The following is a 21,067-nucleotide window of genomic DNA, read 5'->3' on the forward strand; positions in this document are numbered from 1 at the left end:
GGGGCATCTCCCGGAATCAGGTCAGGTTGGAGGTGTAGCCCCGGATCCTCACCGGCACCACCGCAGTTTCGGCTCCGGGGGCGATATTATCGGAAATGATCCAGAGGTTGCCGTCCCAGTCGGCGGCACTCACCCCCAGGGGGACGAACCGGATGCCGGTGAGGCAGTTGGCAAAGGAATTCTGACGGGCCAGGACGGTTCGGCCCATGGACCCGTAAATCCTCAGCCCCTCGTAAAAGAGTTGTTCCGTGGCCGGCTTTCCGGCCGCTGTCATCCGGTTGTTTTCCACGATTAAATGCTTGCAGTTGCCCACCATCACGGCCCTGGCCGCCCGGGGCTGGGTGGCCGGTTTTGCCAGGGAGAGTCGGTTGCCGGCGATGATCAGGGAATCGGCCTGGATGCCCGAGCCGGTCTTTTTATGGTAGCCGCCGTCGCTCAGGGCCACCCGAATCCCTTCGGCTGTTCCGGAGATAGAATTGTTCAGTATCTGGATTTCCCCGGCCTTTTTCCCGGCGCAGACAATGCCCTGGGCGCCTGCCGCCGGATTGTGCTGCTTCATATAATCGTACCAGGCGGCCACTTCGGTGAACCGGTCCCTAAAGGTTTTATCCGTCAGCAGCCGGTTTGCCAGGCGTTTCAGGTATTTTTTTGCGGCTCCGGTGCTTTTCCGGTCGGCGGCCTTTGGGAGATCCGCCGCCATGATGCTCTGCCAGGTGCCCTGGCCGGCAACGGAATCAAAGCCGATGCGGAAATCGCCGAGCCTGAACCCCACTTCCCGGCCCAGGCCGGCATCGGCCTCGGGCACGGCCTGGCCTGCGGCAAAGAGGTTGCGGACCACCTCCAGTTTCACTGCCGGGTCTGCGGTGAGGGCGGCAAACCGGTCCTCGCCCACCACGGTTCTGAAATTGGCCAGCCGTGAGGCAAAGGCCTCGGGTTTGGCTTCCCTGGCCGCAAGGTCGGAGATGACCCGGTTGACATAGGCGGCTGCGGCATTCCCGCTTTCAAGATCGGCAGCTTCCGGCGGGGCGTCCCTGAATACCGCCTTCCAGGCCGTGTCGCCCACTGAGGAATGGAAACGGACCGTAAAATCCCCCACCCGCACGGCAATATTGCCGGCGGCGGCATCCGATGCCCTGACGCTGCGGTGGTAGTCGGCCCTGATCCGGTCGGCCAATTGGCGGCCCAGTTCCCCCTGCCGGACCTTGTCGGCCACAATGGTTTCAAAGGTGAGGACCTTGGGCCGGGGGGCGGTGTTTACGGTGTTGTCCCGGATCATCACCCGGCTGCCGTTGATCACCAGCAGGCCCCCCTGGTAGTGGCCGGTGATAAAGTCGCAGCCCGAGATCCTAACGGAATCCACGGCCGTATCCGATGCCACGGTCATGCAGGTGGCGGTGAGCCGGGTGCCGGCGGCGCATTTGAGCCGCAGGGCCGATGCCCTGACCTCGGGGGTGTTCTGGATGGTGAGCACCCCCCGCAGGGATTTCTGGTTAAAGGGAGCCACGGCGGTGCTGTCCATGGAGAGACCGCTGATGTCCACCCCGGCGCAGGCATCGATGAGCAGGGCGCACTCCCGGCCTATAATCCGGATATGGGTGGCCCGGCCGGCACCGGTGATTTTCAGGTGCCCCTTGTTTTGAATCTGCAGGGTCTGGCTCAGTTCATAGACGCCGGCCCTGAAGCAGACGTGGGCGTTTTCATCGGGGGCGATGCGGTCGAAGACCGTTTCCCACCCCGGTTCCGGGGCCACGGTATAGGAGACGCAGGCCCGCATGTTTTCGATTTTGGTACACAGGTCATTGAGCCCGTCCTGGACGGAAAAAAGGGGCTGATTTTCATTGCGGATGATACAGTGGGCGGGATCGTCCCGGTCCAGGGGGAGGTGGGCGGCGCTGAGCCGGGAGAGGATCATGTCCAGCATGCGCCGGACACTGGCTTCCCGGTTGTCCATGGTAAGGTGGCGGCCGGCCGCTTCCAGCAGGCTGTGGATGGTCCGGGTGTCGGCCCCGGCTTGGACCGGGGGCGGGGCATAGCCTATATCTTCGGCATTGAGACGGTCCAGCCGGGGCAGGGCGGGCCGCCGGGTCCGGGTGGCGTCTGCACCGGGGGATTCCTCCCACAGGGCGGTGTCCCAGGCCAGGTTTCCGCCGGTCAGCCTGGCAATGCGGCAATAATGGTGGTCAATGCCCGAGGGCAGGGCCATGGACAGGAGGGGGAGCGGTTCTCCGGCCAGGGCCGAGCGTACGGGTTTACTCCAATAATCCCCCTTTAAAAAATGGGCGGCACTGCCCGGGGCCTGTTCCAGCTCCAGGCGCAGGACCATGGTGTTGAGGGTGATGATCAGCCGGGGGGTGGTGCCCGCTTCTGTCCCGTCGGTGTATGCCTCTTCATAGGCGTCGGGGAAGCCCGGGCCGAGGTGGACAAACCCGTGCTCGTGCCAGGATTTTTCCGGTGCCGGTCCCAGCCCGGCACTCCGGTCCCGGCCGGTGACGAATTCCCAGCTGCCTCCGGCGGTCCGGCGGATGATGCAGAATCCGTCCCAGCGGCGGATGAGCAGGTCCGGGTCCGGTGCCGGGTAGGTGGTGTGCAGCCCTGTGCCGTATTGCCTGGGGCAGTCCCCGGAGGGGATGAAATGCCTGCCGGAATGGCATTCCGAGGCAAATCGGTCGGCCCTGCCGCTGAATACTTCATAGCAGTGGCTGCTGCTCCTGAATCCGGGGGGGACATTGTCCATGGCATACTGCTCCGCACCGTTTTCACTGGACCATTTGAGTTCAAGGGTGTCGATCCTGCCCGCATTGTCGCGGGTGACACTGTGGATTTCCGCCCGGAAGAGGTAATCGGAAACCGCTTCGTTGAGCCGGGTTTCCCGGGCGCAGGGATCACAGGGATCGGGCTCGGTCTCCCCTTTCCTGATGTGCAGGGTAAGGGCGGCATTGCCCCTGGACGGATTGAGTTCCGGATTTTCAGGATCTACGGCTGCCGGACAGAGCTTGACCTGGGCCATGGTCCGGGTCCGTGTGCAGGTGTCTGCGCCGTGGAGGGCCGGATCCATGAGGCTGGCGTCTTCAATCCAGGTCAGGGGCCGTTCCCATACATCCAGGTATACATAATAGTCCCCTGTTGAGGGCAGACCGTATATCCCGGTGGTGCCGGGGGGAAGGGGGGCAAGGGGATAGTCGGCCTGGGCCCTGTAATCAAAGGGGGCGGTAATGTCATTGTCTGCCGGGGCCACAAGGGCCGGGATGCCGTCCACCATGAAGGCGCCCCATTGGAGAATTCCGTCGGGGGCCTCATAGGTCCCTGCGGGGCGGATAAATCCCCGGGAACCGTTGGCGCCGGAACCGGCCAGAGACCTGAGTACGGAAACCAGGCGCTGCTTTTCAATATCTGCGGCCTCATTCCAGTCCGCATCGGTGAGCATGCGGCCCTGCTGCTGGTAGACACCTGAAAATCGCTTTTCCGGATTAAAATTGTCGCGGGAGATTTGTGTTTTCATGGATCTTATCCTTATGGTTGGTCCAGAAGGTGGGCATCGGGTATGACAACGGGTGACATGCCCACCGGGATAAAGCGGTTTAGTTTTTCCTCAACGGCCCTGAACTGCCGGGCAAGCCCCCTGCGGTGGAAGGCCCCCATCTCTCCCCCGTCCTCGGCCCCGGATAAGACGGCTTCGGCGCAGGCCGGATGGAGCACTCCGCAGTGCCGGCCTTTTTCAACCCCGAAATCCCGGCTGAACATTTCCACATGGGCGGTGGTGCATTTGAACAGCCCAAGTCCCTGGGTTTTCTGGTCCGGGTGGTAGCGGCTGTACCGGAAGCAGCCGGCAGCAGGCCCCCCGGCAGCCGGGGTATCATCCTTTTCAACAGGGGCCAGAAGGATGGTGTCGCTGATGTTCAGGATTTGGGCAATGCCCGGCTCAAGCAGGGTGCAGTAAATCATATCCACCCTGCCCCTGGCTGCCCCAAGGCTCCGGATGAGACAGTCTTCAGCCAGAATCACGGGAGTGTTTTTGCCGCTGAGGTGGGATTCGGCCCTGAACAGGGCGCAGGAAAACAGGGTCAGCTTGGCGTGGTGGGCAATGAGACTGTTTTCAAATTCAATTCCCTCGAACCGCCAGGTGCAGGTCTCCTCTGTTTCCACCCGTCCCCATATCCGCACCGGTTGGAAGACGGGGCTGTCCAGGCTTTTGTTCCTGAAGATCCGGACCGGTTCGGGTGCCTCAACCTTGGGTGGGATTTCTTCTATGTACCGGTGGAATCTGCTGTCTGCCCCATGACGCCGCTGCCATTGTACCCGCACGGCATCCGGGCTGAAAAAACCGTCCGGGGGGGGCAGGTGTAGCAGCAGCCGCCTGGGGTGACAATGTCCCTGGCCCGGCCCGGGGGGCCTTAGGTCCGGGGTGCGGCGGCTTGTGTCGTCAAACCCCCCCGGGTGGATGGGACGGCCCTGGGGGGAGGCCTGGCGCCAGGTGGTCTCCTTTCCGTCAAACCGGGTGGATTTCGAGCCGGGTGTTTTCCTGTCCGCCGGCACCGCGCCGGAGCAGGATCTCATATCCACGGTGGCTGAGGGCAGGGCCGGGTGGCGGGCCGCCATGGGGGGAATGGCCATGGCCGGTTCATTATCGTATCCAAAGGCCCGGGCCGGCACCAGTTGCTGGCCCATGCGGGGGGTTGTGGCCACCCGCTGCCAGCCTTCCTGGATCTCCGCCTCCATCTGCCCCACGGATTCGGCAATGGACTCAATGCAGGCAAGGGTGCCCTTGGACTGCCGCCAGCGCACCGCATTGCTGATTTCCTCCCGCTGCCCTGCCGGGTGGGGGGAGACCGGCCGGACATCCATGAGATCGGCAAAATAGGGGAGAAGCCAGTCCTGGCAGGGCGGGCCGCAGTCCGTGGCATTGTCCGGAAATGAATCGGCCAGCCGCTGTTCCAGGGTGGCGTATAAACGGTCCAGAAGGTATCCGAATCCGTTGAGGTATTTTTTCAGGTCGCCATTGTCCCGGTCCCGGTAGACCTGGGGCAGGCTCAGGTAGAGCTGTTCTGCCATGGATATGGTTTTCTTTTCTGTCATGGTGTCATCCTGTATAGGCGGTTGCCATCACGCTGATATCCGGGGTGCCTTTAATATAGACCACCTGGTCTGCCATGGGGTGGAGGCTTTTTATCCCGTCTCCGTTTCTCCCGTAATTCGCCATTCCTGAAATTGATGCAGAGCTGCCGGTTTCGTCCCTGACCTCCCCCATGGTGCACAGGGAATTTTCAACCCCGGTGACGGCTTCCACAATTTTAAAAAGATCGCTGCGGTGAAACGGGGTCCCCAGGGCTCTGTTTTTCAGGCAGAAGGCCTCTGCCACTGCTGCGGCCACCTGGGATTTGACCCTTTCCGGCTCAAAGGCGGTTTCCCTGACCTGGATTGAAATACTGATTTTCGGGTTCAGGGACCTGAACCCAAGGATTTCAATGGAGACGCCGGGAAGGGCCGCCCGGGAGAGGCGGGCGGTGAGCTGCTCTTTGAGGCCGGCGGTGAGGGGCGCACCCCGGGCCGGGACCAGGGTGACGGCGATCCGTTCCTTGCGGCCGTACCCCGGGGCTTTCCTGAATGCCCGGGCCTGCCATACACTGGCATGTTCCGCGGCCAGCCGGGAAAAGTCGTTGAGGGAGACCGCCCGGCCCATGGAAACCAGCCACCGGCCGGTGGCCGCTTTGAGGGAAATGGCATCCGGCGGGCGGTTCCCTCCGGATGCCGGGGCCGGCTGGGTAAAGCCTTCCACCAGGGGATGGGGGGTGACTGCCCTGGCAAGGGCCCCCGGGGGCAGGTTGCCGCCAGGGCCGTTGCCGGTGCGGACGGTGGCCCGGACATTATTGGTGCCCGTGGGCAGGCGCCGCCCGTTTTTTCCATCCCCAAAGAGTATCCGGGCCTCGCCCTGCTCACCGGTCACCACCCTGAAGTGGTGGTCTTCGGGGGAGGATGCGTTGAGGTCCGGCCGCTGCTGCCAGATCCTTCCGTTCACCTTTATCTCTATGTCCGCCCGTACCCCGGGGGGCATGGACGGGTCCGGTACAAAGGAAATCTCCTTTGCCTTGAGGGGGAACTGCTGGCCGGACAGGGCCGCGTTGCCGCTGCCCAGGATTTTTTCCGGCCGGGTCTCCCCGTGGCCGGCGGTGACAAGATTGGCGTAAATCACCGTCCGGCCGATGATGAAGGGGGTGCCCCCCGAATCGTCCGCAGGGGGCAGGGGGGGATCCAGGGTGATGGTGTTTTTGTTCCTGTTTATTTTTGTCACCGTTGCCAGGTGGTGGGCTGCCCCGCATACCGCCGCGATCCTCATCCCCGGCCCGAGTCGGTCCGGCAGGGAAGACAGGGCGATATCATCCCCGCTTTTCAGGGCATCCGGATTGATATTATGGTTCCGGGGCCTCAGGTCGGATGCGAACTGCACGTGCACCTCCAGGACTTTTTCATCAGGGCTGCTGTCAAGGGTAATCCGCGTGGTTTTCGCCCCCTGGTCGATCCGGTCAATGCGGACGGGATGCCATTGGGTTTCCCCCCGGCAGAGCAGCCACTGGTATCGGGCCAGCCCTTTGACCTGCCCCGTGAATTCAAGGGTGCCGTCCCCGGGGGCAGAGGCCTTTACCCTGGCCAGGACAGGGGCCCTGTCCGGCAGGTAATAGGCCCGGGCGGTACCGGTGCTCACCTTTTCACGGATGACCCTTCCGCCGCGTGTTTCTTTGGCCGTGGCCGCCGGGGTGAGATTTTCATCCCACACCGTCCGGGCCAGCCGCTGTGATGCCGGAGGAACGATAATCGCCTCGGACACAGCGCCTTTGAACTCTGCGGCCTGCCTTTCCGCCGCCGCCGTGATGTGGAGGACCGCTTTGGCCGGGGGCCGCAAACCGCCTTTAAATGTAATCCTGTCTCCGTCTGCGGTCTCAACTTCTCCGGCCTGCCAGGTGTTGCCGGCCTGCCAGGCCAGGACCGTGCCCGTTGCCAGGCCGGCCGGCCGGTCAATGGTGAGGGTGCCGGGGCCTGAGGTCTTGAGGGCGATAATTTGCCTGGGGGCTGCCAGCAGCGCCATCCGGTCCATGGGCCCGCTTTTAGGAGCATTCACCCCCTCCAGCATTAGGGTGTTGCCGGCGGCCCCTGCAATCTCGACGGCTATGGCGGCGAAATCCGGGTCTCCGGGATTTCCCCTGAGAAGAATGCCCCGGGTGCCGGCCGCCGGTGCCGTGGCCTTGTCCGGGAGGGGGAATGTCGCGCCGCTAAGGGGGGTGCTGTTTTCCCTGCGGCCTTTGGGATAGAGCCGGTTCAGTTCCCAGTGGATTTCAACGGGATCAAGGGTTTCGAAAATAACCGGGGGGCTGCCGTCCACGGGGGCGGTTTTTACCTGCCATCCCGCCGGTACAATGCCTGATTTTTCCGGCTTTGCCATGAGGGCCAGGGGGGTGGATGCCGAGGCCGGAGGCGCCGGCATGGTGCCGGCCATGGCCGCCAGCCGCCCTAGGTTTTCCCATTGGGTGGCCGTGCGGATAAAGCCTTCATTGGCATAGGCATTGAGGTGGGCCAGGGTGACATGGAGGCTCCTGGAAAAGGTCCGCATGATTTCCCATGCATAATCCCTGGGGGCGTCCCGGTACTGGGCCAGCAGCCGCAGGTTTTTCTCCTTCAGGGTTTCATCTGCCGGTATATCGGCGGCCAGCCAGCCCGGGGGGGCGCCTTCCTTTGAAAATTCTTCCGCCATGGCCAGGCGGAGGGCTTCCAGAAGGGTGGCGGCATTGTCGTCCACATAGTCGAACCGGGAAAGGCCGGCCCTGTTCCACCGGGTGAAATCCTTGGGTCGGCTCATCCTTTTTTCCCTCCGTTGATGGTCAGGGTATAATATCCTTGTTGCGGCCGGCCCGGGGCATTGTCGCAGACAGCGGTCTCCAGGTCGCTGAGGACGATGGTGCCGGAGCCTGCGCAATCCGGCCAGCCCTTGCCCACCCGCTTGAACCGGTTGAGGCAGACGGTTTCAACCCCCTCAATGGCCAACAGGGCCTGGAAGATATCACCGGCATGGAGGTCCTCTCCGAATCCCCGTCTGCCCGGGGCGAAAAAGCCGCCCGCCTCACTGCCCAGAATCCGGGAGGCGGCATGGCGGATTTCGGACTGAAAATAGGCCGGGCCGATGCCCAGGGAGACGGCCATGGCAATGCCCACGGGCAGGGCATCCTCCAGCACCGTCTCCTGTCCGGCCATGCGGTACCGGTTCACATAGGCCTGGAGCAGGGCTCTGATGGTGGGCTGCTCCAGGTCCAGGTCCCAGGGGCCAAGACCCCGGGTGAGGTTAAACTCCTCAACATCGGTTCTGATCTGCTGGATGTGTTCCCTGAGCCGGTCTGCCCCGTCATTGTCCAGCCCGTCAAAAGGGATATCCCCGAGGGTCTGGTCCAGCAGCAGGTGGTGGCGGCAGATCACAGCCGCCCGGACCGTTTGCCAGGAACCGTTCCACACGCTCCGGGCCGAGGCATAGAGGACCAGGGGGTGGGCTTCCAGTCCCAGGGCATAATCTTTTTCGGTGACCATCCGTTTCTGGCGGTTCAGGGCTGCCGGGCCTGACTGGCGGGCCTGGTCCATGAGGTGGGGGTGGGCCTGCCAGTCAATGTCCAGTTTCTCCGCGGCGGTTTTCCCATGGGGCAGGTGGGGCGGGTCATCCTGGTATCCGCCCCGGGTGACGGCGTCGTACCCCATCATGGCCAGCAGCCGGCGGACCGATGCCGGCTGCCGGGCCGTTTCCAGAAACGCCTCCCCTGCCACCCGGTCCATCATGTCCGATAGCTGGTCCAGGGCCGAGGACAGGACTTCCACCAGCACCACCTCCATGTCCGCCGGGGTCCACCGGGCCCGCTGGGGAAACCGGGCCATAAGCTCTTCCATCATGAAAAGCCTGAACCCGTCGTAGTCCCGGAGCAGCCAGTCGAAATCGTCCCCGATTTCCGGCAGGGGGGCGGGCAGTCCGGCCCTGCGCCTGCCGCAGTCCGGGCAGTTTTCTTCAAAATCCAGGTGAATTTGCGGTGTGTCTGCCATAATACCTCTGTCAGGGATGGGGTACCCGCAGCTCCTGCCGCTGGGGATGGTTCAGGGCCGCCAGGGTATATTCCACAATGATTAAAATCTCCGCTTCCTTTCCCTCCACCCTTACGTCCAGGGTTTTGGGGTCCACTTCTCCCTTCAATGCCTCGGCCAGGGAGGCGTAAAGCCTTTTTTGGGTGAGTTCCCATATCCCCGTGCTGTTGGGCTCGAACAGAAGCCGGTTGATGCCGGCCCCGAATTCCGGGCGGAAGAGCCGTTCCCTTGGGCTGGTAAAGAGCACCTGCTCGATCTGCTCCCTGATATGGCCGCTTCGTTTGCTGCGGGCCGCCCCCGTATCCGTGATGCAAAAGGGGAAGGACATGTATTCAACGCTGTCCAGCCGTTTCATATGGATGTCACCCCCATGGACATGGCCGCCGTTTCCCCTGCCGGGACCGGCGGGGTGGTGGGGGAGCCGGGCAGGGTGCTGGTGTGGGTGTGGGCCATATACAGGGGCAGAAAGGTATTCCCCTTGATCACCGGCTCGCCGGCCCCGTCCCCCAGCATGACCTGGGTGGCTTTCAGTTCAATGGTTGTCCCCTCAATGGTGATGCCGGCAGCCGAGGTTTCCATTTTGTTGCCGTTGCCGTCCTCTATTTTAAATTGACCTCCCCGGGCATCCAGGGTGATGGTGTTGCCGCCGGCGTCGGCCAGGGATATGGACCCGTTTTCATCAATTTCGATTGTTGCATCGGCACGGTGGTGAATAATGATTTTTTCCGCGCCGTCGGCATCGTCGAACTGGAGGCGGTGGCCGGCCGGGGTTTTAAATACCCTGGTGGTGGGTGGGGCCTGTGCCGCTTCTTCAGGCGGATCCGCCCCCTGCCAGAAGGTGCCGGTCCAGATGGGATGATGGAGGTCGCCGGCCTCAAACTCCACCCAGACCCGGGCATCCAATTCAGGGAGGCTGAAGCTGCCCTGGTCTGCAAGGCCGCCGAAGGGCAGGCAGGGCAGGGCCCAGCCCGTTTCCGTCTCCCCCAGAAGTGCGGGGACGCGCACCCGCAGCCGTCCTAGATTCTCCGGATCATTATTGTCCGTGACCACCCCCCTGTATTTTCCGTAATACCGGGATCGGGCGGTGCCGGCCCTTTGGGTCAATTCCTGGGGTTCTGTGGGCATATGGGGTTAATCTCCTTATATCAGATTATATCAATGCCCCAAGGGGGCTTTGGGTGTGGACCAGGGTGGAACCGTATGCATTTTTCAGCAGGACAAATTCCTGGGAATATCCCCCGGGGCTGAAATGGTGGGTGACCCGGTCCACATAATAGGCCCCGCCGTAGCGTTCCCCTAAACCGTCCACCTGCACCGTCCGGCCCGGGACAAGCACATGGCCGTACCGGGATCCGTCCAGCTCCCCCTGTCCCTCTATCTTCATGGCGTTTTCATTGGCTTTTCCCCGGGCCCGGGCCCGCAGTTCCTCCAAAGAGGTGCCGGCCTCCCTGTCCATTTTCCATATAAAGGGGGCAAGGCCGGCATTGGTGCTTTGGGCCGGGGTGTCTCCCAGCAGGGGCAGGTCCGGCATGACGGTTTCACTCACAACAGCGGCCCGGTCGGGGTCGGGGAATTCAAGGCCCACCCCGTCGGGGAGGTGGCCGTTGTCCGACAGCATCATCCGCCGGCAGCAGGTGTCCGGGCCGGCATAGACGAAAATGGTGGCCTGGGGCTCCCCGTCCAGCCGCATGGGGCCGAAGTAGATTTCCCCCTGGGTGATGAAGAATTCAAATCCGTTGGCCGCGGCCCGTTCCCGTAAAAACCGGTTGTCCGTGGTGTTCTGGAGCAGGGTGAGGCCGGTCTGGCCCGGGCTGCTCTCCGGGGAAACCGAAAGGTCGTGACGTGAGGCGATGTCATTGAGGATGGCCATATCCCCCGTGGGACTGTCCGCCCCCCATTCCCGTCTCACCTGCTCCCTGTCCATTTTCAGGGATTCGTCAATGCATTGAACCGTCACCCGGCTTTCCCCGGCGTTTTCCGGATAGTCTGCAGAGATGCTGCGGATGAGGCCGCGCATGACCTCTTCTTCGTAACTGCCGAACCGGGCCCGGATGAGGATGGGCTGCCAGGGAGCCAGAAGTCCCTGGTCCTGGACCGGCCAGCTTCCCTGCTCATCCCTGGACGAGGCCAGGGTGAGGGTGGCCACCGAAGGGGTCAGCCTGCCGGTCTCCACCACCACCTCGGTGAGGGCCGGGTAAAGGCCGGTGGTTTCGGCCCGGTCATCTCCCAGGTAGATCTTTACCGCTGCCGGATCTCTTATGGGGAGGGGGGGCATGGCTTAGTCCTTTGCCTTGGGAATTGCCAGGCTGCCCCCGGCCATTTCCGGGGCCACCATGAGACCGGCGAAAATGAATTCCGGGTTGGCATCGGCGATCCGCCACCACAGCCTGGCGTCGTTGTAATAATAGGCAGCCAGAAGGTCCAGCCGGTCTCCCTGCCGGACAATGTGCTCGATAATGCCCGGCGGGGTGGACACCGGCCTGGGGCGGACACCCGGGAAAAAAGACTGGGTATTGCCCGGGGAGAAGCCCTGGGCATTGCCGTACCTTGAATGGTTTAAAAACATCAGATCATCCCTCCTGTGGGCGGTATATTACCGGGAATGTAGCGCCGGGCGCTGCCCTGCTGCCTGGATTTTTCGGCGGTGAAAAAGGGGTTGCGGCTCTCGATGACCTTCATCCCCAGGGAAACCGTGGCCCGGTAGGGAATGAGGGTGGGCAGATGGGCCGCCTCTTCGATGCGGACACTGGTGAGGAAGACGGGCAGGGCCTGCCCCCCCCAGATAAAGAGAAAGACCGAGGCAAAGGTGTCCCTGGAAAATCCGCTGTCCTCCCCCTGGCCCAGGCTGGCCAGGGTCTGCTGGCCGCCGGGGCCCTGGACCTTGGGTTCCACCATGGACCGCAGGGTGTCCAGTTCCGGGGCGATGCCGAATTGTGCGGCTGTGGGGTCTCCGGCATTCATCCGGTCCGTGGCGTCCAGGAGGATGTCCACGGAAAAGGTTTCGGCGTTCACCGTCACCCCCTGGGAAATCCTGGGGGTTTCCGAGGCATTTTGAAAATCGTAGCCCCCGGGATTGCCCGGTGTCTCGTTTTCGGGGAAGCTGATTTCACGGCTTCTGGAAATGGTCTGGGGATTGAATTCAAAGCCCAGGGCCAGCCTCGGGGTGTTGGCCGTGTATTCCACCAGTTGTCCCTTAACCACCCGTATCATCTGTTTTCCTCCGTGGCATTTCCCCCTGGCCGGGTTATCTGATGATGAACGGCACGGCCCAGGGCCATTGCAATGCCCTTGGCAATTTTTTTGTCGCTGTCCCCGGCCCGGACGGTAAATCCCGGGAGGGTGAGGCCGGGAATAACCAGGGTGTTGCCGGGGGGCATCTGCCCCAATTGATGGGGCAGGTCCCTAATGACCTGTTTCAGGGCCCGGTCCAGTTCCCGGGAAATATTGGGGGCCCGGGATTTGAGCCGGGCCGGCAGATGGATGTCCATCCGGCCGATATCAATGTGGACGGCTGCCATGAGGTGATTCTCCATTTTGAATGTCCATTTCATCCAGGTGGTGCGCCAGGGGGCCCAGGTCCGCCGGGGTGTGTTTCCTGCCGTCCTTGCCGATTTCCCGCCACAGGGCCAGGGCCGCTTCTGCCGGCCCGATGGGCCCGGATTTGGCCGCTGCCAGAAAGGCGGCATGCAGGGCGGCGTTGCGTATGCTGCCTCCGTTGACGGCCGCGGACCGGGCCAGTTCCCGGATGTCCAGGTCATGGGCCAGCGGTGCGCCGGGGGGCAGGTGTTTTTCCCAGAGCAGCGTGCGCTGGTTTTCATCGGGGGTGCAAAAGGGAATGATCATCTGGAAGCGCCGGGTAAATGCCGGGTCCAGGTGTCCCCTCAGGTTGGTGGTGAGGATGCAGGGCCCCCGGTGGGTTTCGATCCTGGCCAGCAGGTGGCTCACCTCCATGTTGGCGTACCGGTCCCGGGCATCCCTGACCTCTCCGCGTTTGCCGAACAGGCTGTCTGCCTCGTCGAACTGGAGCACTGCTTTTTTGCCGTGGGCCGCATCAAAGAGGGCGTTGAGGTTTTTTTCCGTTTCCCCGATGTATTTTGAAACCAGCCGCCCCAGGTTCACCCGGTAGAGGGGCCAGCCCAGTTCCCCGGCCACCACGCCTGCGGCAAAGGTTTTGCCCGTGCCCGAGGGGCCGCTGAACAGGGCCAGGGGGCCGCCGGTGTCGCGTCCCCCCCATTGTTCCACCACCTGGCCCCGGTGCCGTACCCAGAAGATGAATTCCCTGAGCATGGCCTTCCGGTCCGCCGACAGCACCAGGTCTTCCCAGTCCCCCTGCTGCTTCAACAGGGCGGCGCCGGGTACGGCAAGGGCTTGGGGCCGTCCCATGAGGGCGGCGGCCAGGCCGGCGGCCGGGCGGATGGGGTCCAGGGGGCCCTGGGGGGAATTTGCCAGCAGCCCCCGGTCCCTCAAAAAACCGGTGATATTGATCTGCGCCATAAGGTCCCGGGCGTCATTGGCATCCAGCCCCAACAGCTCCTGGATCAGGGCGGCAGAGGGATGGGCCCGGTCCCCGCCCTGGAGCCGGCAAAAGAGGAGGGCTATTTTGGGCATGCACTCGGGGGCCAGTACACAGGCCAGAACCTCCCAGGCCAGGGAAGGGATGCCGGCCAGGGGGAGATTGGCCCAGGCCGTCTTTGCCCAGTCGCTGCGCAGCCGGTCGACCCGGGACTGAAGGGTTGAGAGTTCCTTCCGGGCCTCCCCTGCCAAAGGGGTGCCCCTGCGCTGGGCTGCGGCCACCAATGCAAGGTATTCCACCCGCTCCCATTCTGCGGCCAGGCTTTCTGCGGCCAGGCTTTCTGCGGCAATGGTTTCTGCGGCAATGGTTTCTGCGGCCGGACAGGTCCGTTCCCCCATGGGGTATATGTTGCCCGCCGGTTTCATGGCAGATCGCTCCTGTAAAAGGTGATGAGCAGGGGATTGCTTTTAATGGTTTTTTCCGTCCCTGTTGCCGGGTCCATATGGATTCGCTGGGCAAAGAGCATGGCCTGGGTGCTTGTCCCCTCAAACGCGGCATTAATGGGCAGTGCCAGGGGGGTGAGAGGCTCCGGTACCGGTCCTTCAGGGTCAATGGTTGTGGTCTGGGGCGTGCCGGTGGCCGGGGAGCCGGCGGGCTGCCAGCCGTGTTCCTCATCCCAGAGGCGCCATTGGAAGGCCAGGGCTTCGCCCGGTGCGCCGGCGGCCCAGACCGTTACCCGGTGCGTATCGAGGTCGCTCCGGTCCAGTTCCAGGTGAAGCACTTCTGCGGCCTGTCCCGATGCCACAAAGCAGATCCGCGGCGCCCAGCCGGGCCGGGTGGTATCAACGGAGGCGGGCCGGGGGGGGAGGGTTCTGACGGTAATTTCCTCTTTTTCCCATTCCCCCGATGCCGAGGGCCGGACATGGAGGCCCAGCCGGGAGACCTTTTTGGGCACAGGCCGCCGGACGCTGGGAACAATGGGGCCCAGGGAGAATTCATAGGCCACCGAAGGGCGGAGGCTGGTGTCGCTCTGGGTGGACCAGATCTGGTTCAGGGCCTCCATTGTCAAGGGCTGGAAAAGGGCCTGGAGCCGTGTGGCCTCTCCGTTGACGTCCACGGCCGCCATCACCGGGGTCTCGTGGAATAGCCGGATCACCTCCCCGATCATTCGCAGCTCAAATTCCCCGGCCGTGACCTTCTGGGCATTGTCGTCCTGGCCGAAGGCCGTGACCAGGCAGTGCAGCCGCATGAACCAGGGCTCTCCGGGATGGGCGTCGCTGCCGAATCCCGCCGGTTCAAACCGGTTGAAAAAGAGGTTGATCCGGTTCATCTTGGGCGGGGCGCCGGCTGCGGCGGCCGGTGCCCCCACGGTGACATCAATGTCGTTGACGGCAGCCCGGATGCCCTGTCGGACAAAGGTTTCCACCGACTGGCAGAGAATGGACAGGGAAGAGGGGCCGATGGCCATGGCTATAACCCTCCTTTGTAGACGGACCTTGAGAGCCGCGGATTATGGCGGGTCTGCACCGGGGGGCGGGCAGGGGCAGGCGCCTCAGTGGTGAGGATGATATTGACATGGTTGATGGTGACCCGGGGCTGCGGCATGGGGACGGGCCGGCTGTCCCGGATGATGGGGCTGTCCGGCTGGGGGCCGGGGATTCCCTTTGGGGGAGCCGCCATCTTTGCGGGCGCTGCCGGGGCAGGCCCTGAAAATGCCTGTTCGCCGGGTACCGGTGGCGGCGTTTGGTCACCGGGGCTTTGTTTTCCGGGTGAGCGCCGGGAAGAATCGGGTGATGACGGCGCTTCACCATGGGACCTGACCCTTTCTTGGGGAGCCGGAGGGGAAGAGGGGGCCGTGGGCCCGTGTTCATTTCCAAATGCATGGATGATAATGCCGGGGGCATCGGCCGGCGGGGGAACTGTCGCTTCCGGCGGTTGGCCTGCCCTTGTCCGGGGTGTCCCGGGATCAGCCGGTTCAGCCTGGATATGATGGCCGGGGGGCATCATCTGCACCGGGGTGTCTGGCATGGGCCTGGGGGAGGATTCTGGTGTTGCCTGCTGCCGGCGGGGCGGCCGGGGCTTTTCCTGGGCGGGTGCAGGGGGCGCCTGGGCATTGACAGTATCGGGGGTGACGGATGTAGCGTGTGGGAAGGTCCCAGTTTGGGTCCGGAAGGGCCGGGGGAGTGAAGGACTTTTGGGTGTTCCAGTCCCTGCGTGCGCTATGGACGGCGGGAAGGGGGCCGCCGCAGGTGCCGTTTCTGCCGATTCCCCGGGCCGGTCAGGGGAGATCAAGGGTAAGAATGCCCTTTCCCCGGGAATGGGGGCGTCTGTCAGCCGGCGTTTGTTGTCGGATATGAGGTCATCGAAAAAGGGCAAATCATCATTCCTTGAAATTCAGGTTATGGCCGGGGATGGCTGGCCATCCCTTGGTGGTTATCAATTTGGTGTTTATCAATAAGGTCCAGATAGGCCTGCCGCCGTTTTTGGGGCAGGTTCAGAATCTCGGTTTCGTTCCAGTGGTAGGCCCGGGCCATACGGTCCACCTCGGTGAGTATGGGGGTACGGGCCAGGTGGGGGATAGCCCCGTAGGGGTCCATATCCACGATGTTCTCCTGGCTGCACTCGGGGCAGCGGGTCTGGATCTGCCGGGTGATTTCCGGGCTGAGGGCCTGGACTGCTGTTTCAATGGCGGTGATATCCCTTGGGGTCAATTTTTCTTTAATGGACGGGTCTTCGGTTACCACCAGCTGCCTGCCCAGGGCGGTGCGGTCCGTCCCGGCCCTGTCCAGGTCCTCGCCTGTGGGCACCTTGACCAGGATCTCCCCCTGGGAGGTGGCTGCCTTTGCCAGGGGATAGCCCGCTGCCGCCTGGCGGACCGGGAGACGTATTTCGTCCACTTCCAGGTCAAACAGGGCCTTGCAGCGCCGGCACCGGGCCGCATGCCAGAGGGTGAATTTGCCCAGGTTCCGGGCCGCCAGGCGCATGAGGAACTCCCGGTCCCCGATGGACAGCCGTTGGTGGACCCTTCTCCGGTCGGCAGGCTTTCCCCCCAGGGTGGACAATACCGCAGAGAGAACCGCTGTCACCTGGCCGGCCGCCGTCTTCATCCGGGGCAGGGTCTCGGCCAGGGCCAGCTCGGTCCGGCCGGTGAGGGGGGCGAATTCAAACTCCCTGCTCACCTTAAAGGCATTATCCCAGGTGCCGCCGGGCAGGATCATGATTCCGCAGGTTCCGTGACGGCGGTATCCCGCTGCCATCCCTCGTGCTGGAGGATGATGGTCTGGATGCCCACGGCATTCATGGTGCCGGCGTCCAGTTCCGGCAGGGCCTGGAATTCCGATACCCAGGCCCGGTAAATTTTATAGGAAATGGCCACAGCCCCCTGGAGGTTCAGGACATTGACCACGATATCCTTTCTAAAGTTTTTAAGGGAGATGGCCGCATCCCCTTCAAAATTGTTGACCTGGGCGGCCCAGTTTTCAAAGACAGGGTCGTGGGTCAGGCCCTGTTCTAGGGTAATGGGCTCGTAGGTGGTGCCCCCGGGCATGATCCGTTCATGGGAGGGGTCGCCTCCGGCACGCCATTTGACCGCTTCTGTTGTTTTTTTGAGCACGCTCATTTTTCGCATTCCCGCGACCACTTTCCCGTCGATGATGACCTGGAATTTAAAGGTCCGGTAGGGATCATGGCGGTGGGCATTTACGTTGAACATGGCAGCCATAGCTTCTCTCCTGTATATATAAAATTAATTTCCCCGGGGGTTATTGCCCCACCTTCTGCTGGATCCGGACAATGACGAATTCCGCAGGCTTCAGGGGGGCGAAACCGACCACGACGATGACCTGGCCCCTGTCGATGTCCCCCTGGGTCATGGTGTCTCCCAGGCCGCAGCGGACAAAATAGGCCTCGCTTGCCTTTGCTCCCTGGAACGCGCCGGACCGGAAAAGCCCGTTCATGAAAGAATCGATGCTGGCCCGAAGGGATGACCAGAGGGGGTGGTTGTTGGGTTCGAACACGGCCCATTGGATGCCTTCGTAGATGCTTCGTTCAATGAAAATGGCCGTCCGCCGCACCGGCACATACCGCCATTCCGGGTCGGCTTTGGTGGCCAGGGTGCGGCTGCCCCATACCACATGGCCGAAACCGGGTATTTTTCTCAGGCAGTTGATCCCCAGGGGATTGAGCTGGTCCTGGTCGCCGTCATCCACCATGGCCCGGAGTCCGGAGGCGCCGATGAGACTGGCTTCCACCCCTGCGGGTGCCTTCCAGACTCCCCGGTTGTTGTCTGTTTTGCACCAGATGCCGGCGGCCAGGGCCGAGGGGGCAAGGCTGAGGGTCTTCTTTCCGCTGGGATTTTGCTCCGGGTCGTAGAATGGATTGGGGACATCCACCCAGGGATAATACAGGGCCGTGTAGGTAGAGGTGGGCAGGGCCAGGACATCCACCTGTCCGGCCTGCTCAAGGGGGGTGTCCGGGGGATCCAGGATGACCATCCGGTTTTTCATGGCTTCGCAGTGGGAGACCGCCTCGCTTGCAACAGCGCTGCCAGAGGCGTCCCAGGCCGTTCCGGGAAGCACCATGATACTGACATCCAAGATTTTTTTCAGGGTGGTGGCCAGGAAGTTCTTATAGTCCCTGGGCTTGGGGGCGACGGCATTGCCTCCTTCCAGGGGGGTGCCCAGGCCCAGGTTGCCCAGGGTTTCAAGGGGGATGATGGGGGCGGCCCCCGGGACACTGACGGTGTCTGCACCGGAATTGAGCTGCAGGGCCGCGGCAAGGTCCGTTGCCGGGCTCTCCCCGTCGTAGACCACCACCGAGGAATCGGCCGCAGCGGTCCCCGAGGTGAGTAGAAAGGTCCGTTCGCTGCCGGCGGTGTCGTCATAGATACAGGTGAAATTCTGGTAGGCGCCGGCCGGACCCAGGTCCCGGACTGCCGCCTGGAGGGCGGCGGCCACGGCGTCGCCGTCGGCCTGGTTGTCCCCGGCCAGGGACAGGGGCCCGGTGTCCAGGGAGATCCGTTTGGCGCCATTGCCGTTGATATTGATCACCAGGGACAGAGTGCCGGCAAGGGTCCCTGAAAAGGCCGTGGCTGCCGAAGCCATCTCGTCCCCCCGCAAACTGCCGTTGCGCAGGAGCCCTGCCGCCGCATCCTCCAGGGAAAGATCCACCAGGGCCGACTGGCTGTTCACCGTTTCCAGGGCGTAGTCCGGGCTGTCCGGATTGAGGCCCAGCCCCTTGAATTGTTCATTGATTTTAAATTTATCGTTTTCCAGGCAGCCGATTTCCAGCGCAAAGGTCTGGGCCGTGGGATCTGGCTTTATAATGCGGTAACGGATGCCATTTGCCCATTCCCCCACGCTTTTGGCCGAAATCGTGAACACATTGGCGCCGCCGGAGCCCACCGTGGGAACCGAATCCGAGGCCCGGGCCGTCGGCGATGCCGTGTCGGCGATGCGGCAGATATAGGCTGTTTTGCCGCCATTCTGGTAAAAGGAGCGGGCGGCCAGGCCCATATGGTCAGATTCCGAGGCGATTTCTCCGTAGGTCTTGACGTAATCTTCCCAGCTGTGGATGAGGACAGCCTCTCCCACAGGTCCCTTTACGGCTGCCCCGATGAATGCGCAGACAGATGTTGACACCCCTTCAATGGGTTTGGAGCCGCTGGGAATTTCTTCGACATAAACACCTGGATGCAAGTAACTAGGCATGTTACCTCCTTAAAAGAAAAAAAATGACGTAAGAATGTCAGTAAGATTTGAGAGAAAGAGATTGTGCCAGTCGGGAACTTGAATTGATTACAATATGAAAAATTTTATAGGACAGGGACACCGGCGTTGTCAACCGAAAACAAAGGCGCCCAGAATTAATGTTGCAAAGCATGGGCATTAAATGTATTTTAATTTTCCCGTTGAAAATATTGAATAAATAATGAATTGCACTAAAAAATACGGAATAAATTGAAGAATATGAAAGAAAATCTGGCATTGATCGGCATGCCGGCCGTGGGCAAAAGCACCGTGGGGGTGCTCTTGGCCAAAAAAATGGGATTTGATTTCCAGGATACGGATATCCTGATCCAGACCAGAGAAAAGATGACCCTGGCCCAGATCATTGAAACAAAGGGGCAGCAGGCCTTTTTGGATATTGAGGGCGAACATCTCAAAAGCCTGGCGTGCACGGGGCGGGTCATTGCCACGGGCGGGTCCGTGATTTACAGGGAGGCGGCCATGGCCCACCTGTCAAAAATCGCCACCATTGTTTACCTGGCCGTGGATCTGCCCGTGCTCATGACACGGCTTTCTGACCTGGTGGCAAGGGGGGTGGCCATTGATCCGGGCCGGGGGGTTGACGATCTTTACAAAGAACGGACGCCCCTGTATGATAAATTCTGCGATATTAAAATTGAATGCGGGCAGATGACCCCGCCCGAGGTGGTGACGGCGATTGTGGCGGCCGCTTCAGGCAAGGGGGCATGAACCAAAAGAAAAGGACCGGGTTATGGACGAGATGCTGACAACCAAAGAGGTGGCAAAATTTCTGAACGTCAACGAAAAGATGGTCTATTCCCTGATTGCGGAAAAAGGACTGCCGGCATCCAAGGTCACGGGCAAGTGGCTGTTTCCCATCAACCTGGTCCGCCAGTGGGTGGAAACGGGCACGGAAAACTACCCCGAAGTGGCCCAGCTCCCCCCCTACCACGGCCTGGTTCTCATTGCCGGGTCCAATGACCTGCTTTTGGAGCGGCTGATCTCCACTTTCAACCTCAAGCACCAGGAACACATGGCCATGTTCGGGATGATCGGCAGCATGGGCGGGCTCCAGGCCCTTCGCATGAACCTCTGCCACATTGCCGCCTCCCATCTGGTGGCCGACAATAAGGAATATAATTTCCCCTTTATAAAAGATGAAATGATCCAGGCCCCGGCCGTGGTCAATCTCTGTATGCGGGAGCAGGGCATCATGGTGGCCAAGGGCAACCCCGAGAAGATCAATTCCGTGGCTGACCTGGCGGAAAAAGGGCTGACCATGGTGAACCGCCGCCTGGGAACGGGCACCCGCCAGCTCTTTGACCGGGAGCTTAAAAAGCAGGGGATTCCCGGGGATACCATCCGGGGCTATGAATCTTGCGTCTCCCGGCATATTGATGTGGGGCTTTCCGTCCTCACGGGCAAGGCCCATGCCGGCCCGGGCATCCGGGCGGCGGCCAATTCACTGGGCCTTGATTTCATTCCCCTCTGCTGGGAGCGTTTCGATCTGCTGGTCAACAAGGACCGGTTCTTCGACCAGGGCATCCAGCTCTTTCTCTCCCTGCTCAAGGGCAAGGTGATCCAGCGCACCGCCGACGAGTACGGAGGATACGACCTGTCCATGACCGGGAAAATGGTTTATCCCGAATCAGAGACCCCGTCCGATGAAGACAGCCTCCCGTTGCCGGGGTAAATCCGTCCG

18 protein-coding genes are annotated in these 21,067 nt (G+C 62.2%); 2 read left to right on the forward strand and 16 right to left on the reverse strand.

Annotated features, from left to right (window positions below; all coding sequences use genetic code 11):
• Positions 1 to 16: 16 nt before the first annotated feature.
• Genes HUN04_16525 through HUN04_16600 form a run of 16 tightly spaced genes read right to left on the reverse strand, consistent with a single transcriptional unit; the run spans position 17 to position 19,326 of the window.
• Positions 17 to 3,499, reverse strand: a complete 3,483-nt coding sequence (locus tag HUN04_16525; GenBank protein ID WDP91212.1) for a hypothetical protein — start codon at positions 3,497 to 3,499, stop codon at positions 17 to 19.
• 11 nt (positions 3,500 to 3,510) lie between these two features.
• Positions 3,511 to 5,073 carry a hypothetical protein gene (locus HUN04_16530; protein WDP91213.1) on the reverse strand — a complete coding sequence of 521 codons (1,563 nt, stop codon included), beginning with the start codon at positions 5,071 to 5,073 and terminating at the stop codon, positions 3,511 to 3,513.
• Positions 5,074 to 5,077: 4 nt separating this feature from the next.
• Positions 5,078 to 7,846: a hypothetical protein gene (locus HUN04_16535; GenBank protein WDP91214.1), complete on the reverse strand. Its 2,769-nt coding sequence runs from the start codon at positions 7,844 to 7,846 to the stop codon at positions 5,078 to 5,080.
• Positions 7,843 to 9,066 carry a hypothetical protein gene (locus HUN04_16540; GenBank protein ID WDP91215.1) on the reverse strand — a complete coding sequence of 408 codons (1,224 nt, stop codon included), beginning with the start codon at positions 9,064 to 9,066 and terminating at the stop codon, positions 7,843 to 7,845. The genes HUN04_16535 and HUN04_16540 overlap by 4 nt, the downstream gene beginning before the upstream one ends.
• Positions 9,067 to 9,076: 10 nt before the next feature.
• Positions 9,077 to 9,460: a GPW/gp25 family protein gene (locus HUN04_16545; protein WDP91216.1), complete on the reverse strand. Its 384-nt coding sequence runs from the start codon at positions 9,458 to 9,460 to the stop codon at positions 9,077 to 9,079.
• Positions 9,457 to 10,230, reverse strand: a complete 774-nt coding sequence (locus HUN04_16550) for a phage tail protein (GenBank protein ID WDP91217.1) — start codon at positions 10,228 to 10,230, stop codon at positions 9,457 to 9,459. The genes HUN04_16545 and HUN04_16550 overlap by 4 nt, the downstream gene beginning before the upstream one ends.
• 25 nt (positions 10,231 to 10,255) lie before the next feature.
• Positions 10,256 to 11,380 (reverse strand): hypothetical protein, encoded by a 1,125-nt coding sequence (locus tag HUN04_16555; protein WDP91218.1) that lies wholly within the window; start codon positions 11,378 to 11,380, stop codon positions 10,256 to 10,258.
• A gap of 3 nt (positions 11,381 to 11,383) precedes the next feature.
• Positions 11,384 to 11,671, reverse strand: a complete 288-nt coding sequence (locus HUN04_16560; protein ID WDP91219.1) for a hypothetical protein — start codon at positions 11,669 to 11,671, stop codon at positions 11,384 to 11,386.
• Positions 11,671 to 12,315: a hypothetical protein gene (locus HUN04_16565; GenBank protein ID WDP91220.1), complete on the reverse strand. Its 645-nt coding sequence runs from the start codon at positions 12,313 to 12,315 to the stop codon at positions 11,671 to 11,673. The genes HUN04_16560 and HUN04_16565 overlap by 1 nt, the downstream gene beginning before the upstream one ends.
• Entirely contained in the window at positions 12,312 to 12,638 is a 327-nt protein-coding gene (locus tag HUN04_16570) for a hypothetical protein (protein ID WDP91221.1), read from the reverse strand. The genes HUN04_16565 and HUN04_16570 overlap by 4 nt, the downstream gene beginning before the upstream one ends.
• A complete protein-coding gene (locus tag HUN04_16575; protein ID WDP93323.1) occupies positions 12,604 to 14,016 on the reverse strand; it encodes an ATP-binding protein in 1,413 nt (470 codons plus the stop codon). The genes HUN04_16570 and HUN04_16575 overlap by 35 nt, the downstream gene beginning before the upstream one ends.
• Before the next feature lie 23 nt (positions 14,017 to 14,039).
• Positions 14,040 to 15,086 carry a DUF4255 domain-containing protein gene (locus HUN04_16580; protein WDP91222.1) on the reverse strand — a complete coding sequence of 349 codons (1,047 nt, stop codon included), beginning with the start codon at positions 15,084 to 15,086 and terminating at the stop codon, positions 14,040 to 14,042.
• Positions 15,087 to 15,088: 2 nt separating this feature from the next.
• Entirely contained in the window at positions 15,089 to 15,994 is a 906-nt protein-coding gene (locus HUN04_16585; GenBank protein WDP91223.1) for a hypothetical protein, read from the reverse strand.
• A gap of 23 nt (positions 15,995 to 16,017) precedes the next feature.
• On the reverse strand, positions 16,018 to 16,875 hold the full coding sequence (locus HUN04_16590; GenBank protein ID WDP91224.1) for a hypothetical protein: 858 nt from the start codon (positions 16,873 to 16,875) through the stop codon (positions 16,018 to 16,020).
• A complete protein-coding gene (locus HUN04_16595; protein WDP91225.1) occupies positions 16,833 to 17,339 on the reverse strand; it encodes a phage tail protein in 507 nt (168 codons plus the stop codon). The genes HUN04_16590 and HUN04_16595 overlap by 43 nt, the downstream gene beginning before the upstream one ends.
• 40 nt (positions 17,340 to 17,379) lie before the next feature.
• Positions 17,380 to 19,326: a phage tail sheath subtilisin-like domain-containing protein gene (locus HUN04_16600; GenBank protein ID WDP91226.1), complete on the reverse strand. Its 1,947-nt coding sequence runs from the start codon at positions 19,324 to 19,326 to the stop codon at positions 17,380 to 17,382.
• Positions 19,327 to 19,575: 249 nt separating this feature from the next.
• Here HUN04_16600 and HUN04_16605 point away from each other — a divergent pair, with 249 nt between their 5' ends.
• Both HUN04_16605 and HUN04_16610 read left to right on the forward strand, forming a co-directional pair.
• Positions 19,576 to 20,094: a shikimate kinase gene (locus HUN04_16605; protein ID WDP91227.1), complete on the forward strand. Its 519-nt coding sequence runs from the start codon at positions 19,576 to 19,578 to the stop codon at positions 20,092 to 20,094.
• Positions 20,095 to 20,116: 22 nt separating this feature from the next.
• Complete coding sequence (locus HUN04_16610; GenBank protein ID WDP91228.1) at positions 20,117 to 21,058, forward strand: helix-turn-helix transcriptional regulator; 942 nt, start codon at positions 20,117 to 20,119, stop codon at positions 21,056 to 21,058.
• Positions 21,059 to 21,067 lie beyond the last annotated feature (9 nt).

This window comes from Desulfobacter sp. (assembly GCA_028768525.1).
Lineage (GTDB): Bacteria > Desulfobacterota > Desulfobacteria > Desulfobacterales > Desulfobacteraceae > Desulfobacter.